This is a genomic window from Streptomyces endocoffeicus (genome assembly GCF_016741935.1).
In the GTDB taxonomy this organism is placed as follows: domain Bacteria; phylum Actinomycetota; class Actinomycetes; order Streptomycetales; family Streptomycetaceae; genus Streptomyces; species Streptomyces endocoffeicus.
The window spans coordinates 2,013,789-2,029,381 of the sequence record NZ_JAERRG010000001.1 but is presented as its reverse complement, the minus strand read 5'-3'; the positions used below and the strand labels follow the sequence as shown (position 1 = coordinate 2,029,381).

Genomic DNA, 15,593 nt, shown 5'->3' with positions numbered 1-15,593 from the left:
ACCGTCGGATCAACCTCAGATCAGGGTGCGTTCGATCCGGCTGAGCATGGCGTCCCGCCCGGATGCCCCGGCGTCCCCTGCCGTGGGCGCGCCATGCCGATCCTCGGTGCCGCCCACCCGTTGGGAGAGCAGATAGGCGATGATCTCCGCCTCCTGCTCCTGGACGTCGTCGTAGGTCGCGCGCAGGAGCATGTCACGCACGAGGTCGGGGTCGAGGTTGGGGAAGAGGAGGCGGGCGCTCGCCTCGTCCAGCCAACCCGCCCCGCGATGGCAGCAGATGATGTGGCCCAGCTCGTGCAAGATGATGTGCTCCTGATGCGCGCTGGTCGTGTTGGCGTCATAGAAGATGAGGTCCTCGTCGCGGGCGGCGACCCACATGCCGCAGGGGTGCGTCGCCGGCATCGGCATCGGGACCAGCGTGATCGGGCGGCCGCGGACCTCGCCGAGATGGCGGCAGAGCTCGGCCACGTCGGCCACTTCCGGCAGGCCGAGGTCGGCGATCCGCCGCGCACCGGCCTTCCGGAGCTTCTTGAGCTGACTGCGGCGGTCGTGATCGGCCGACCGTCCCCTGTTGGCGCCCCTCACCCAGCCGCACCCCTCATTCCGCATCCGAGGCGTCGTTGACCGGCGGAAGGCCCTGGAGCTGCCGGTACTGATCCATGATGGTCGTGATGGCCGCGAGGTTCTCCTTCTTCATCCCCGCCGCGCGCATCGCCACGGCGCGGACCCCGGCCTGGCGCAGCGCCTCGATGGCGGCGATCTCGCTGAGCACCGACTCGGCGACCTGGTCGTCGAAGAAGTAGGCCACCGACACGCCGAAGAAGCGTGCCAGGGCGGCCAGCAGGTCCGGTGAGGGATTGGCGCGCTTGCCCGTCCGCAACTGCGACAGATACACACCCCCGACTTTCAATTCGGGGTTGGCCCGCTTGAGCTCCTCCGCCACCTCGGCGTTGGTCCAGTGCTTGCCCTTGGGACGAACCGTCTTGAAGAGGTTGTCCAGACGCACTGCCAGCATGGGCCGGTCGTCAGTCTCGGACATGCGAATCTCCCTCCCTCACCTCCTCGGCTTTGCCCCCGGCTAATCGTCAGTTTCGCAGATTAGCGGTCAGTTGACAATCGGGCGCAACTCCGCCACCGTGGACCTCGCCGATAGCTGATAGCTAACTCCGCTCACGGGGGTGGTCGAGTTGGCTACCAGCTCCATCGGCCTGGTCCGGCCCGGCCTTCCGGGTCCGGGCCCGGGCCGGGCCGAGTGGGGCCACCCACTCGGCTCGGAAGAAGGAAACGGGGGAATCACGGGGGAAGTCCCGCTCGGCCTGACGGGGGCAGACCGGGCGGGATCCTCTCTCGGCACCAGCACCAGCACCAGCGCCCTCAGCCCTCGGCGCGGGCGCGCCTACGGTCCCTCAGCGCGCCGTGCGGCCGTTCAGCGCGCCTTGCCGAGCCGCCGGTAGGCGGAGGCCACCTTGGTGAGCCAGACGACCTCTGCGGTGAAGTTGTCCGTGTCGCGGTCCCCGAAGTCGCCGGTGTCCGCGTTGTCGTCGGGAATGGTGCCGGTGCGCTTGGCGTGCAGCGCCTGCCTGATCTGAGCCGCCTCGGCGAACGCCTGCCGGGCTTCCTCGCTCCCCCTGGGGCCCGCCCCGCCGTCGCCGTTCGTGGTGCGGTCGATGTAGGGGCGCAACTCCCGCCATCCGTCCCGTATTTCGATCACCCGCCGGTGCAGCCGGTAGTTGAGGTCGGAGACCGCGGCCCCGGGCGGCTCCAGGACGATGTCCGGCGAGGACTCGTACAGATCCCGCCACAGCGGATACAGGGCCCGGTAGGACCGGTAGCCGCGCGCCCACTCCAGTAGCTTGGTGGCCGACGGCCCCCAGGAGGAGATCGTCAGGGCGAGCGAGAGGGTGAGGATGCCCAGCGCGCTGAAGACGGAGGCGGCCAGGGTCCAGGCGCCGATGTCGAGCCCGCACGCGGCCGTGACGATGTTGACCACCCGGGCCAGGCAGTACAGGAAGAGGATCACCGCGGCGACGGAGAGCATCCGCAGGGCCTGCCGCAGCGAGGTCTTGCTCGCCATACGGGCGTAGGGCACGCACTGGCGCAGGATCGTGACGCACGGAACCGCCTGGGAGACCATGAAGACCAGGAGGTAGGTGAGGACCAGCGGCCGGCCACTGCCGGTGTTGAAGTCCTCGGCCGGCCGGCCCGGGCCGTCGGCGATGAAGAAGAGCGCCGTAAGAAGCGCGTTGAGGGCGATTCCGGTGATCAGCCAGTAGCGGGCCTTGCGCCCCGACTCCTCGGCGTCGGTCGCCCAGCGCAGCAGGATGATCTGGGCGCTGACGCAGAAGGCGACCGCCGACAGGTGCATCACCAGGATCGCGAGGTTGCCGACGCCCAGGAAGCGCTCGCTCCCCATGGCGACGGCACCCATCGTGAAGGTGAGGCACTGCAGCAGCAGGGTGACTAACAGGGTGCGGTAGGCGCTGTCCCGCCAGCCGCGTCTGACCTGGAACAGCCGGTAGACGAGCGCCGCGTACGACGACAGCGCCGCGATGACGAAGCAGAGAGTCTTGATGGTGTTCACGGCCCTTTCCCCCACAGGTGCCGCGCACGCGGCGAACGATTCAGTCGGTGTTCTCGCCCAAGGGAACCACGAGTCCGATCCCTTCGGCCGCGACGGCGACGGCGTAGTCGAAGAACGCGGCCTCGTCCCGGACGCTGTCATGGGTGCGGCTGAAGACCTGGAACACCAGGAGCCCGATCAGACCGCTCCACAGCACGATGCCGCGCTCGATGACGTCCGAGAACGGGGCCTCGGGCGTGCCGCCGAAGAGGTGCACCGCCTCCGGCAGCAGCAGCGGCGGCCCCGGCACCTGCCGCCGGGGCGCGGTGAGTTCACCGGCCTCCAGCGCCGACCGCACGATGCCTGCCAGCACCGCGGGGGTGCGCGAGGCGGGCGGGACGGTCTCCTGCGGGGCGTGGTAGTCCGGCACGGGCGAGCCGTAGACCAGCGTGAACTCGCCGGGGTTGGCGAAGGACCACCGGCGCAGCGCCCGCGTGACCGCGAGCAGCCGCGCGCCCGCCGGCGCGCCCGCGTCCCTGGCGTCCCGGTCGGCCTCCTCCATCGCGGCGCCGGAGCCGTTGTAGGCGTCGATGAGCAGCGCGGTCAGCAGATCGTCCCGGTGCGGGAAGACGGCTTCCACCTCGCTGACGGAAAGACCGCCCTCCTGGGCGACGGCGGCCGGGGACAGCCCTCCGGCGCCCAGTTTCACCAGCAGTTGGCGCGCGGTGGTCGTGATGGCCGCCCGAGCCCCGGAGTTGTCATCGGCGGAACGTGTCCCGGAAACATCCATGGGTCAAACCGTACCGGTGCCATGGCACTTCGCGCCCCGCGGACCCTGACGTGAACCCTGACCCCGGAGGGGTCTTCGCGGTTATGGTGAGCGGGATGTGAGGCGGTTGCACGGGCTCGGCGGGGGACGCGCGCCGACGCCGCGAGGGAGGGGCTGCTGTGGACGGCGGGGTGGGGCTGCGGATCGCGTCGGCAGTGGTCGTGCCGGTGATCAAACGACTGCTGCTGCCGCCCGCGAGCGCGCCCGGCGCGGAGTACGGCGAACGGCCCGTACCGATCCGCCGGCTCGTCTCCTTCGCCAAGGAGCACCGCACCCTCACCGAGGACGATCTGCACAAGCTCGCCCGCGAACTGGTCCGCCGCGCCGTGCGGGCCGCCGGGCCGCACGACCCGCCGATCGGCGCCGATGAGCACGACTCCGTGGGGCAGGCGCTGACCCGCACCCTGCACGCCCTCGGCGATCTCGACATGGACGATGTGCACGCCTTCGCGCTCGGCCCGGAGCGGCTGGCCGCCGAGCTGTCCCGGCGCGCGGGCCCCGACACCCGCAGGCTCCTCAGCGACGACGCCGCCCGCTTCCACGACCGGCTCCTGGAGACGGCCTGCGTCCACCTCATGCGCTTCTTCAGCCAGCGGCCCGGGTTCGCGGCCCGAGCCCAGATCGAGCAGAGCCGCGAGATCCGGGAGCAGAGCGAGAAATTGGACGCCATCCTGCGGCGGCTGCCCGACATCAGCCGCCAGGACGAACAGTTCGAGGAGGAGTACGCGCGCTACGTCGTCGAGTGTCACGGCCGGCTCACCATCTACGGCGTGGACCTGCGCGAACCGGATGGCCAGGACTGGCCGCTGGAGACCGCGTATCTGAGCCTCCAGGCCAGGCCGTACCGCGATGGCACCGACCGGGTGCCGGTGGTGAACGGCGAGCCCGGCGCCGACCGGGACACCGAGACCGATCGGGCGCCGGGCCCGGCCGAGGCGGTCTTCGCCACCCATGAGCGCGTACTGCTGCGCGGGGTCGCCGGCACCGGCAAGACCACCCTCGTCCAGTGGCTGGCCCTCTCCACGGCGCAGCAGGAGCGGGTGCCGGGCGGGCTGTCCCAGCTGTTCGGGCGGGTCCCCTTCGTGCTGCCGCTGCGCACCCTGGCGCGCAAGGACTCCGAGCTGCCGATGCCCGACGACTTCCTGCGCTGGATCGGCTGCCCGCTGGTGGGCACCGAGCCCGACGGCTGGGCCGCGCGGGTGCTGCGGCACGGGCGCGGAGTGCTCCTGATCGACGGGGCCGATGAGATCCCGAAGGACGACCGCACCCGCGTGCGGGCCTGGCTGAGGAAGCTGCTCGCCGTCTTCCCCGGCAATCTGTGGCTGCTCACCTCCCGCCCCGCCGCCCTCGAGCGCGGCTGGCTGGCCCGCGAGGGCTTCCAGGAGTTCGCGCTCGCCGCGCTGCGGCCCGCCGACATGAAGCAGTTCATCCGGCGCTGGCACACGGCGGCCGGGGCCTCGCAGGAGCTCGGCGACTCGCTCACCCAGTCGCTGCGCGGCAGCCCCGAGCTGAGCCGCCTGGCGACCAATCCGCTGATGTGCGGCCTGATCTGCGCCCTGCACCGGGAGCGCCGCGGCTTCCTGCCCCAGGGCCGCGCCTCCCTGTACGAGGCGGCCCTGTCCATGCTCCTGGAGCGGCGCGACCTGGAGCGCGAGGTCTACGGGCGCAGCCGTAAGCCCGTCCTGGACCAGAAGTCGGCCACGGAGCCGCTCCAGAGGCTCGCGTACTGGCTGATCCGCAATGAACGGACCCAGCTGGACCGCCCGGACGCGGTGAACGTGGTACGGCGGCTGCAGCCCTCCGTGCCCCGCCTCGCCGAAGTCGGAACGGCGGAGGAGACCCTGCAGCACCTGCTGGAGCGCTCCGGTCTGCTGCGCGAACCCGCCCCGGGCGCGGTCAACTTCATCCACCGCACCTTCCAGGACTTCCTGGGCGCCAGGGCCGTGCTGGAAGAGCGCGATATGGGCATGCTGGTGAACAACGCACACCTGGACCAGTGGGAGGACGTGGTGCAGATGGCCGTCGCACAGGCTCGACACCAAGAGCGTGCCGACCTGCTGACCCGGTTGCGCGAGCGGGGCGACCGGGAGCAGGACGCGACGATCCAGGCGCGGTTACGGCTCCTCGCGCTCGCCTCCCTCGAACAGGCCACCCGCCTGGAGCCCACGGTCCGCGAGGCCATCGAGGACCGGGCCGCGCGGCTGCTTCCGCCGCGCAGTCTGCGGGAGGCCAGGTCACTGGCGCAGACCGGCCCGCTGCTGCTGGGCCTGCTGCCCGACGCCAAGGACCTGGAGGGCGACGAGGAGCTGGCCACGGTCCACGCGATCTGCCAGATCGGCGGGGACGCCGCCATCCCCAGGCTCCGGGAGTTCCTGGGCACCGGCCAGCCCGCGGTGCGCGCCCAACTGCTCGCCCACTGGGACCGGTTCGACACCAAGGTGTACGCGGAGGAGATCGTACGGCCGCTCCTCGACACCGCGCCCGAGGAGATCGTCACGGTGCGCTCGCACGCCGAGCTGGAGGCCCTGCGCACCATGTCCGGCTATCAACGCGTGGGCCTGCACGGTGACTTCGCCCCCGAGGCGATCCGCGCCGCGCTCGACCCGCGGCAGCTGCGTGAGCTGCGGCTGCGCAACACCCTCCAGCTGGAGGACCTCGATCTGCTCTCCGCCTACCCCGACCTGGAGACCCTCGCCCTCCAGGGCTGCCGGAACGTGAAGGACCCCGCTCCGCTGGCCCGGCTGCCCCGGCTGCGGCGGCTGGAGCTGCGGGACCTGCCCCAGTTCGAGCCGCTGCTGAAGCTGGCCGACTGCCCCCGTCTCGAAGGGCTCCTCATCGGGCCGGAGGTGCCCTGGCGCGGCCTGTCCGACCTGCCCCGCCCCGCCGAGCTGCGGCTGCTCTCACTGCCGTCGTCGGCGGCGCAGCTCGCGGGGATCGTGGAGTGCCGGGAGCTGGCGGAGCTGCGACTCCAGGACGCCAGCGAGCGGCTGACGCCGGACGAATGGGGCTCCCTCATCGCCGAGTTGCCCCAGCTGCGCAAGCTGACGCTCTCCCCGCAGCAGCTGAGCATGCTGCTGTTCGCGCCCCGCACCGAGATACCCCAGGTCACCCATCTGGATGTGTGGGCCAGGGCCGGTGTCGCGGTTCCGCTGCGGCGGATCGCCCGGCGGCTTCCGGGACTTGAGGAGATCCATCTGTCGCAGGTGGCGGAGCTCGATCTCGCCTCCCTGGCCGGACTCCGGCGGCTGCGTCGGGTGCGGCTGGTCTACCCGGGCGAGATCCGCGGCGCGGACTCGCTCCCCGAAAGCGTCGACCTCGACATTTATCCACACCCCTGACCGGCACTATCTCCGACGGTGCCGCGTTCACCTGGTGGGATGTTTACCCAAGGGGTAAATTCAGGATTGTAGGCGTAGTGGGTACGGATGTCAGCGGCTGATGTCTCGGGGGAGCGGTGCCGCCCGTCTCCGAGGTCAGGGCTGCCGGGCAGCAGAGGACGACTGAGGCGGGTCGCAACGGGATGGGCGTATCGGAAGGGTCACCGCTCTATGGCCGGGACCCGGTGCTGCGCTCGCTCGTTCCCCGGCTGACCGGCCTGGCCTACGACGAGCGGTCCCGGGCCGGCCGGGAGCACCAGGGAGATCTGCCCGTGGTGCTGCTGACGGGGTACCACGGCATGGGGCGCAGCGCCGTCCTCGAGGAGCTGGCGGCGCGCTATCGGGACCGGCTGCCGCTGGCCCACGTCCGGGCCGTGGCCACCGAATCCGCCCCCTTCCCGTCCGCCCCGGCCGACGGCGGCGCCCCCACCGCCGCCACCCTCGTGGAGATCCTCGCGGAGCTGGTGTGCGGGCTCGCCCCCGCGCTGCGCCGTCGCTTCCCCGTCCTGCTGCCCGGCCTGTTCGCCGTCTCCGGCTGGTACCGCGGCAACGGCGAGCAGCGGGACGCCGCGTGTCTGTGGTTCGCCCGGCTGCTGCTCGCCTGCCGCCTCACCGGCGGCGACGAGAACGCGCTGAGACACGCCTGGGCCACCGCCGTCGAAGGCCGTCTGGAGACCATCGACGCGGTAGCCGACGCGGAGCGGGGCCGGGACGCGGTCACCGCCGCCGTGGTGGCCGAGTACACCGAACGGCACCAGCCGGCCGCGGCACAGGAGTGGTACCGGGGGCGCTTTCCGCGGGGCGCGGACGGCCAGGATCCGCTGGTGCTGCTGGGGGAGTGGTTCCAGCGGGGCGGCGACTACCGGCACGCGGCCGAGCAGAGCCTGATGGCCGCCTTCCTCCACGATGTCGCCTCCTCCTACGGCAGGCTCCAGCGGTGGAACCGCGAACCGTGGCCGCTCATCCTGCTCGACGACGCCCACTGCCCGCCCGGCCAGGACTTCCTCGACCTGCTCCTCGAACACCGCGCCCTGCCCGAGCGCCCCGACCACGAGGAACTCGTCGTCGTGGCCACCCGCCTCGGCGGCTTACCGGAGGAAGCGTCCGACGCGGTCCGCCGCGACCTGCCCGACCTGGTGAAGTCCTCCGGCTGGCAGCGCAGGGGCCTGGCCCCGTCCGCCGGGCTGCTCGCCGTCCCGCTCACCCCGCTGAGCCGGGACGACATCCTGCCCCTCCTGGTGCCCGGCTGGCCCGCCCGGCCGCTCCACCCCTATCTGGCCTCCGCCGTGCACTCCCTGACCGGCGGGCACCCCGCGGTGACCACCGTGCTGTGCGCCGCGGTCCTGGACGCCACCAAGCGGGGCCGCGGCGTGGACCCGCGGGACCTCCTCGAACTGAGCGCGAAGGACGGCCGCCCGGTCACCGAGGCGCTCCTGGAGCGGCTGCTCCCCGACCGGCGCCAGCGCGACCGGCTGACCCTGCTCTCGCTCGCCCGCGACAGCACCGCGGCCGAGGCGCTGGCCGAGCATCTGCGGCTCCAGGGCCCGGACCAGCTGCCCGCCAACTCCGCCACCGACTACCTCGAAGAGCAGCAATGGCAGCAACTCACCCCGCCCGACCAGCCGTTGGTCACCGACGCGCTGCTGCGCACCCTGCTGGTGCACGAGGCGCGCCGCACCTCCTCGCGGGCCGAGGACGGCCGCAGCTGGCAGGACATCCACCGCTTCCTGCGGATGCACCACGCCCAGCGCGGTGAGAGCGGCGAGGCCGACGCCCTGCGGCACACCCTCGCGGCCGGGAACGCCGAGACGGTGGTGGCCATGCTGACCGAGGAGTTCCAGTCGGAGAAGGACGCCAACGCCGCCGCCCACTGGCTGCTGTGCCTCCAGTACGCCGCCACCGCGCCCACCCCACCGGCCGAGGAGTGGACCGACGAACGGATGCAGATCGCCCTCGGCGCGCACGACGGCCGGTACGCCGAACTGCACGAGATCGAGCGCTGCGTCAACCGGCTGCTGCACGCCCTGTGGCATGTCTCCGAGCCGCACGCCGAGCCGGACCCCGATATGTGCAAGGCGGTCGGCGAGGAGCTGGCCTATCTCTCACCGCGCCATCCGTCCTGGCACGCCGTCCTGGGCCAGGCGGCCCGCAACTGGCCCGCGGCGGCGCGGAAGAAGCGCCCCTTCCCTATCTCCGGTCAGTGAGGAAGCATGCTGCTCCGTCTGTTCCGCCGTCATCCTCGCGAGTGGGGTCCGCTCGAATGGCTGGCCGTCGTCGGAATCGGCGCCCTGATAGCCGCCGCGATCACCATCGCCGTCAATGTGGCGCAGGGCCCCGGCAGGTGCGGTGACGACCTGCGGGACATCGACGGGGACTGCGTGGGCGTCACCGAGGAGGCCTTCGAGGCGGACCCGGGCATCGAGAGCCTCATCGGTGCGGTGGCGGACGAGAACGCCCGGGTGAAGCGGGACTGGGAGGACCCGCCGAGCGGGCCCAGGATCCCGTACGTGCGGATCGCGCTGATGATGCCCTTCACCGCGGACGACCACAGCGCCATGACGGCGGACATGATCCGCCGCGGCATCGCGGGGGCCCTGGCCGCCCAGCGGCAGGCCAACCGCTTCGGCGGACCGCACTACCAGCTGCTGCTCGCCCCCGACGGCCGCAACCTCGACCAATGGGAGCCCGTCGTCGACCGTCTCGCCGAGCTGACCAAGGACACCCGGGCGCCGCTGGTCGGCGTGACCGGCATCCCCAGCAGCACCCCGGAGACCCGTAAGGCGATCGCCGCGCTCAGCAAGCACAGCATCCCCACCGTCGGCCCGGTCATCACCGCGGCCAACATGAACTCCCCGTACTTCTTCAAGACCTCGCCCAACAACGACCAGTTCGCCCGCGCCCTCAAGCTCTACCTGGACGGCAAGCCGGCCCGGCACAGAGGCTTCCTGGTCTGGGACAACCGCAGCGAGGACGTCTACTCCCAGAACCTGCGCAGCGTCTTCGAACGGCACTTCGGCGACGCGTACGACCTGACCAACCACAACTCGAACTTCACCGGCACCTCCGGAACCGACAAGGGCATCCCGCAGCGGTTCACCGACGCCGTCCAGAAGATCTGCAACGAGAAGTCCGACACCGTCTTCTTCGCGGGCCGCGACCAGGACCTCCCCGCCTTCATGGAGCGCATGGCGCAGGAGGGCAGCTGCGGGCGCACCACGACGCTGCGCATCCTGAAGGTCGGCATCGGCCTGGAGCCCACGCTCACCGGGGACGCGCCCCGCCGATGGCTGGACGAGGCACGCGCCACGATCGTCGACGCCTCCGCCGTCGACCCCGCCTGGTGGACGGGGAAGGCCAAGAAGGCGCTCGGCCGCTTCCTGGACCGCTTCGAGGAGATCCAAAAGCAGCACAAGCTGGGGAACAAGCCGCTCGACGACGGCTACGCCGTGATGTACCACGACGCCTTCACGCTGCTCGCGGGCGCCGTGGACCGCACCTTCGCCGAGATCAACGAGGGCGGCAAGAAGGCGCCGGAGGCGTTGAGCATCCCGACGAAGGACGATGTGTACAACACCCTCATCATCCCGAGCATCGCCGGTGACGGGTGCAGCTCCTGCCTGGTCGGCGCCGGAGGGACCTACGGGTTCGAGGGGCCGGGCAAGAACGACCAATGGGCCGTGTGCAAACCCGTGCCCGTGGTCGAGTTCCCGCCGAGCGTCCGGTCCGGGGATCCGGGCGCGCCCGGCCTCTACCGCACCTACCGGAACGGCACCAAGAACGCCTGCCCCTCCTGACGTGCCCCGACGATCCCCGACGTCCTGACGCCGACCGCGGACCGCGCGCGGTGGTTCAGCCGGACTTGCGCGCCACCCCGCCGTAGTAGCCGATCTCCCCGGGCCCGGTCGGCGGCGGGGCGTCCGGGCGCCAGAACGGGACCTCGGCCAGACCGGGCTCGACCAGGGTGAAGCCGTCGAAGAATCGCTCGATCCGGTCGCGGGACCGCAGGCTCAAGGTGGCGGTGGCATCGTCGTAGACGGCCGAGGCCGCGCTGCGGTCGGCGAAGTCGTCCGTGGCGTGGGAGAGCACCAGGAAGCTCCCGGCCGGCAGCGCGTCGCGCAGGGTGGCGACGACCCGCTCGGGCCGCTCCACGTCGGTGAGGAAGTGGACGATGGCTACGAGGAGCACCGCGACCGGCCGGTCGAAGTCGATGACCTGGCGGACCTCGGGGTGGTCCAGGACGGCCCGCGGGTCGCGCAGATCGGCGAGCGCGATGCTGGTCGCGGCCGAGCCGCGCAGAAGCACATTGGCGTAGGTGTTGACGATCGGGTCGTTGTCGACGTACGCGACGCGCACGTCCGGCGCCGACTCGCGGGCGATCTCGTGCACATTGGGGGAGCTGGGCAGCCCGGTGCCGATGTCGAGGATCTGCCGGATGCCGCTGTCGACCACATGGCGCACGGCGCGCCGCAGGAAGTCGCGGTTGGCGCGTACGCCGCTCCACACCTCGGGTGCCGCGGCGGCGAGCCGGTCACCGGCCTCGCGGTCCACCTCGTAGTTGTTCTTTCCGCCCAGGAGGTAGTCGTAGATCCGGGCAGGATGCGGCCTGCGGGTATCGATCTCCTCGGCGCGGAAGCCGTTCTCCGTCAACGCAGTGTTCCTCTCGACGACCGTCACGGCCCCCGCCCGCGTTCGACTGACGAACAGCTTCCCACACCAACCCCGGTGCCGGACGCCGGAGTTCTCCGCGCCCGGCCTCCCGGTGTCAGACGGCAGGTCAGCCCTCGGCCGCCGCTGCCGGCTCCGCCTTCGCTTCCGCTTCCGCTTCCGCCGCTGCCGCAGCCGCGGCGGCGGCGCGGGCCTCGCCCTTGCGGCGCGACCGCTTGCCGTAAAGGGCCGTCCAGGTGCCGAGGGAGCCCAGCACGGCGTAGATCAGGACCGGGCTCAGCACCACCATGGTGTCGGTGCTGAGGCTGTACGACAGCACGACCCGGACCGCGGACTCGATGCAGTAGGCCACGCCCCAGACGGTCGTCATCGTCATCATGGCCTTGCGGAAGCCGTCGACGTGCCACAGGCCGTTCCACCAGGCGGTGCTCGCCTCGGTGCCGTCGGTGGCGAATTTGCGCCCCAGGTAGAACATCAGGGGGCGCGGCGCAAGCAGCGTCGCCAGGCACAGCACCCCGAACAGCCCGGTGACGCACGAGTCCTTGATCAGCAGCGCGCGGGCCGAGTGCGCGCCGACGGTCGACACCACGGCCGTGATCACGATGAACACCAGGGTGACGATGGCGAGTTCATCGAGGCGGCGACGCCAGGCGAGGTGGACGGCGCCGTCGACCACCGGCCAGGCGCTGCTGATCAGCAGCGCGGCGAATTCGCTGAAGCCGTGGTCGCGCAGTGCCTTGTACGTGATGATCGGTGCGACGACATTGAGGCTGAGCGTGACGGCCCAGCCGAGAATGGCGGCCCTCTTGGACCGGGCGGGTGCCTTGGGCCGCTCACCGGTCTGTGGCGCCTGTGTATCCGTATCCGTATCCGATTCCGATTCCGATGCGCTCGAGGCGCCTTGACTGGTCGAGTCCTGAGTGAGCACGGTTCCCCTGTAAGTGTGCCTGGTGGTGCTGTGCGTGGTGGTACGAGAAAAGAGAAACGTAAAGCAGTCATGTCGTAAGAGGACAGTGCGGGGACGCCGATGTTTCGAGAAGTCACAGTCCATTGCGCTGAGTGGCCCTGAGAAAAGCCTTTTGTGAACACCGTCCGGTTAACAGCAGTTTCCGGTGTGTACGGTGCACTGGAAAATCCGGCCGCGCCCCCTGATAGCGGGTCATTGCGGGAGTCATTGCGGGAGCGGCCCGACGAGCTCGGCGGTCGCGTCCCACAGCCGGCCGGCCATGGCCGGGTCGAGACCGGCCCTGCCCGGCCGGCGGACGGTCGGGGAGCCCCGGAAGCCGCCCGGACCGTCCGGCCCGATGTAGGAGTTGCCGGGGACGTCCTGGGTGGCGGCGTAGAGCAACGACAGCGCTCCGCGCTCCGATCCGGCCCTGCTTGACCATACGGTTGACCGCTCGTCCCTGGGCGCCTTCCTGCGTACCCGGCGTGCGGCGCTGCAACCGGAGGACGTCGGTCTGCGCCGCGGGCAACGCCGACGCGCCCCGGGCCTGCGCCGCGAGGAGGTGGCGGAGCTGTGCACCATGTCCGCCGACTACTTCGCCCGGCTGGAACGCGGCGACGGGCCGCAGCCTTCGGAGCAGATGATCGCGGCCATCGCCCGCGGCCTGCGGTTGACCCCGGATGAACGCGATCATCTGTTCCTGCTCGCCGGCTATCGCACCGCCCGCCGTGACCTGCGGCTTCAGCATGTGAGCCCCGGGTTGATGCGGGTCATGGACGGCTTGGCCGGCACCACCGCCCAGTGCCGGCCGCGGGGCCGGCCACCGGCAGCTCTAGCTGAAGATCGCGATGGCCTCGATGGTCAGCTCACCGGTCCCCGGGTTCCAGTCCCGCACCTTGCCCAGGCAGCGCGCCGGGAACGTGCCCTCGTGGCTGTCGTCGTTGCGCAGCCCGTCCGTGGCGCAGACCACGCGCACCTGGGGCCCCTCGGCCGGGTCCTCCGGGTCGCCGTACGGGGCGAGGAAGACGGTGCGCGACGAGGTCTGGCCGGCCTTGCGGAACCGGCCCCTGATGGAGACGAAGTCCTCGATGTCGCGCAGCCGGACGCTCTCCGCGGCCCCCGGGCCCGGGCGGTCGATCGTGTCCAGGGCTCGTTCCAGGGCGTGGTTCCGGGTGATGGTGCCGGTCCTGAGGTCGCCGTGGACGATGGCGTCGGTCCGTTCGAGGGTGTCCACGATGAGGCCGATCGCCGTGATGGGCTTGGCACTCTCGATGTACATGCTGATTTCCTCGCGGCTGACGTTCCGGCCGCCGCTGACGCCCACGCCGAAGAGCCGGGCCCGCAGCGAGCCGTCCGCGGTGCGGGTGATCCGGTGCTGGACCTCCCGCTCCAGTGCCTTCTCGTAACGGCCCATCTCGTAGAGGTTCATGATGGCCCGGTCGTGGAGGTAGAGACAGATGCCCTCCGTGGGCTTCTCCGTGCTCGATCTGAGCCGTTTGCGGTACCGGTGCACCCGGACCGCCAGCCAGGCCACGACGGCGATCAGGCTCACCGCGGTCACCAGCCACACGAGCATCCAGGGCCACCAGACGCTCCACCACATTCCGCTGTCAACAGCCACGGATCTCCTTGAAGGCCTCGGGAAGGGAGCGGGCGCCCGCATCCACCATGCGCCCGCCGGTCGTACGCGCCGCCCGGGTCAGCTCCGCGGTGTCCGCCTCGCCGAACCGCAGCGGGAAGGTGGGGACGCCGCGGACCGTCTCCGCCCGTGCCGCGTACCGGCGCTCGAACTCCTGGCGGGTGATGCCGGAGGTGTTCTCCCCGTCCGTCATGAGGACGATGGAGATGGGCTGTCCGGGGTGGTCGCGGGCGATGCCGGACGCCTTTCCGTAGGCGTGGTCCAGCGCGGACCAGATGGCGGTGGAGTTGTCGAAGTCGTCCGCCGCGACGAAGGACTTCACGGAGTCCAGGTCCCGCCGCCCGCCGACGGTGACATCGCGCTCGGCGAGCACGCGGCCCCCGAAGCGCATCACGGTGACCCGCTCACCCTGGTAGAACCGCACGAACTTCCCCGTGGCGGAGGTGTCGGCACCGCTGAGTCCGGCGAACGCCGCGCGCAGCGAGGCCACTCGCGCGCCGCGCATCGAAGTGGAGAAGTCGAGGAGGAAGATCACGTGGCGGGCGGTGGGCAGCCGGGGATCGCCGTAGTCCTCGACCAGTTGGTCCACCACCGCCCGCTGGTCCGGGAAGTACAGCGCGTTGCCGATGTCCGCCCGCAGCCTCGGGTCCCTGCGCACATCCGCGCCGAGCGGCCGGCGCAGCGTGCGCTCCATGATCTTCTTCTGTGTCGAGGCGCTCTTGAGCCAGTTCACCACCTTGTCGTACGCCTTGCGCTTGGCCGGGTCGAGGAGGAGCAGCGGATAGTCGGACAGCACCATGCCGTCCTTCGGATAGATGATCTCCAGCTTCTCGTGGAGCTTGCCGCCGGCGTTGAGCGAGAGCAGCTCCGATTCGTAGGTGATCAGGGCGTCCAGCCGGTCCTGGTGGGCGATGTACTGCTCGCGCAGGTCGGCGCTGCTGTCCGCGGTGAGCTTCTGGCCGGTGCGGAAGCCGCGCAGCCGGTCGCAGGAGATGTCCTTCGCGCGCAGCGCGCTGCCGGTCCCGGCCGCGGCGGTGGCGACGCCGACGAGCGCGGAGAGGCCGCTGTTGGTGCGTTTGGGGTCGGCCATGCCGAAGCGCACCGAGCCCGCGGCGGCGGCGTCGGCGATGTCCGCCCAGGACACCTGCCCGCCCTTCGCCCTCGCCCGCAGGGCCCTCGCCGTCTCCGGCTTCACGCCGACGACCACGGGGGAGAGCATGGTCGTGGTGGAGAGCGGTTTCGCGGTGCTCCTGGACTCCTTGAGCCTGAGCTGGAAGTACCGGTCGGAGGAGAGCCAGGCCAGGTCGTGGTGGTACGCACCCGGCCTCAGCCCGTCCCCGGCGTCCACGGTGGCCTTGTACTCCATGTCCAGGTCCACCCCCGTGTCCCGGCGCAGGTCGGCCAGCAGCGGCTCCATGTCCCTCAGCTCCGAACTCGCCAGTACGTGCAGGGTGGTGGACTCCTCGTCACCGGAGCCACAGGCGGTGGCCGTGCCGAGCAGGGCCAGACAGAGCGCGAGGACCACCCGGCGGCGAGGACCCCGGCGGCGAGGAGCCCGGGGGTGCGGAGCCCGGGGG

Annotated in this window: 12 protein-coding genes and 1 pseudogene; 4 read left to right on the top strand and 9 right to left on the bottom strand. The window is 71.2% G+C overall.

Going from position 1 to position 15,593, the window contains the following annotated elements:
• Window positions 1-15: 15 nt before the first annotated feature.
• From JK364_RS07835 to JK364_RS07820, 4 genes are all read right to left on the bottom strand, one after another.
• A complete protein-coding gene (locus JK364_RS07835) occupies window positions 16-585 on the bottom strand; it encodes a toxin (protein ID WP_201848712.1) in 570 nt (189 codons plus the stop codon).
• Between the two features lie 13 nt (window positions 586-598).
• Window positions 599-1,039, bottom strand: a complete 441-nt coding sequence (locus tag JK364_RS07830) for a helix-turn-helix domain-containing protein (protein WP_201848710.1) — start codon at window positions 1,037-1,039, stop codon at window positions 599-601.
• A gap of 387 nt (window positions 1,040-1,426) precedes the next feature.
• The gene (locus JK364_RS07825) at window positions 1,427-2,581 is read right to left on the bottom strand and encodes an MAB_1171c family putative transporter (protein WP_201848708.1); all 1,155 of its coding nucleotides are present in this window, start codon (window positions 2,579-2,581) and stop codon (window positions 1,427-1,429) included.
• 40 nt (window positions 2,582-2,621) lie between these two features.
• On the bottom strand, window positions 2,622-3,350 hold the full coding sequence (locus JK364_RS07820) for a TetR/AcrR family transcriptional regulator (protein WP_201848706.1): 729 nt from the start codon (window positions 3,348-3,350) through the stop codon (window positions 2,622-2,624).
• Between the two features lie 158 nt (window positions 3,351-3,508).
• Between JK364_RS07820 and JK364_RS07815 the strand changes: the two genes are divergently transcribed.
• The 3 genes from JK364_RS07815 (at window position 3,509) to JK364_RS07805 (ending at window position 10,560) form a co-directional block, all read left to right on the top strand.
• On the top strand, window positions 3,509-6,727 hold the full coding sequence (locus JK364_RS07815; RefSeq protein WP_201848704.1) for an NACHT domain-containing protein: 3,219 nt from the start codon (window positions 3,509-3,511) through the stop codon (window positions 6,725-6,727).
• Between the two features lie 182 nt (window positions 6,728-6,909).
• Window positions 6,910-8,970 (top strand): P-loop NTPase family protein, encoded by a 2,061-nt coding sequence (locus JK364_RS07810; protein ID WP_201848702.1) that lies wholly within the window; start codon window positions 6,910-6,912, stop codon window positions 8,968-8,970.
• Window positions 8,971-8,976: 6 nt separating this feature from the next.
• Window positions 8,977-10,560, top strand: a complete 1,584-nt coding sequence (locus JK364_RS07805) for an ABC transporter substrate-binding protein (protein WP_201848700.1) — start codon at window positions 8,977-8,979, stop codon at window positions 10,558-10,560.
• A gap of 55 nt (window positions 10,561-10,615) precedes the next feature.
• On the opposite strand, the gene JK364_RS07800 is transcribed toward JK364_RS07805, so the two are convergent.
• From JK364_RS07800 to JK364_RS07790, 3 genes are all read right to left on the bottom strand, one after another.
• Window positions 10,616-11,413 (bottom strand): SAM-dependent methyltransferase, encoded by a 798-nt coding sequence (locus tag JK364_RS07800; RefSeq protein WP_201848698.1) that lies wholly within the window; start codon window positions 11,411-11,413, stop codon window positions 10,616-10,618.
• A 127-nt stretch (window positions 11,414-11,540) separates the two neighbouring features.
• Window positions 11,541-12,482 carry a VC0807 family protein gene (locus JK364_RS07795; protein WP_230991359.1) on the bottom strand — a complete coding sequence of 314 codons (942 nt, stop codon included), beginning with the start codon at window positions 12,480-12,482 and terminating at the stop codon, window positions 11,541-11,543.
• A 120-nt stretch (window positions 12,483-12,602) separates the two neighbouring features.
• A complete protein-coding gene (locus tag JK364_RS07790; RefSeq protein ID WP_230991358.1) occupies window positions 12,603-12,779 on the bottom strand; it encodes a hypothetical protein in 177 nt (58 codons plus the stop codon).
• 28 nt (window positions 12,780-12,807) lie between these two features.
• Here JK364_RS07790 and JK364_RS07785 point away from each other — a divergent pair.
• Window positions 12,808-13,179: pseudogene (locus tag JK364_RS07785) on the top strand (helix-turn-helix domain-containing protein); the annotation flags it as partial.
• Window positions 13,180-13,209: 30 nt separating this feature from the next.
• Here the strand turns inward: JK364_RS07785 and JK364_RS07780 are convergent.
• On the bottom strand, window positions 13,210-13,998 hold the full coding sequence (locus JK364_RS07780) for a hypothetical protein (RefSeq protein ID WP_307841181.1): 789 nt from the start codon (window positions 13,996-13,998) through the stop codon (window positions 13,210-13,212).
• Window positions 13,988-15,541 (bottom strand): vWA domain-containing protein, encoded by a 1,554-nt coding sequence (locus tag JK364_RS07775; protein ID WP_307841180.1) that lies wholly within the window; start codon window positions 15,539-15,541, stop codon window positions 13,988-13,990. The genes JK364_RS07780 and JK364_RS07775 overlap by 11 nt, the downstream gene beginning before the upstream one ends.
• Window positions 15,542-15,593 lie beyond the last annotated feature (52 nt).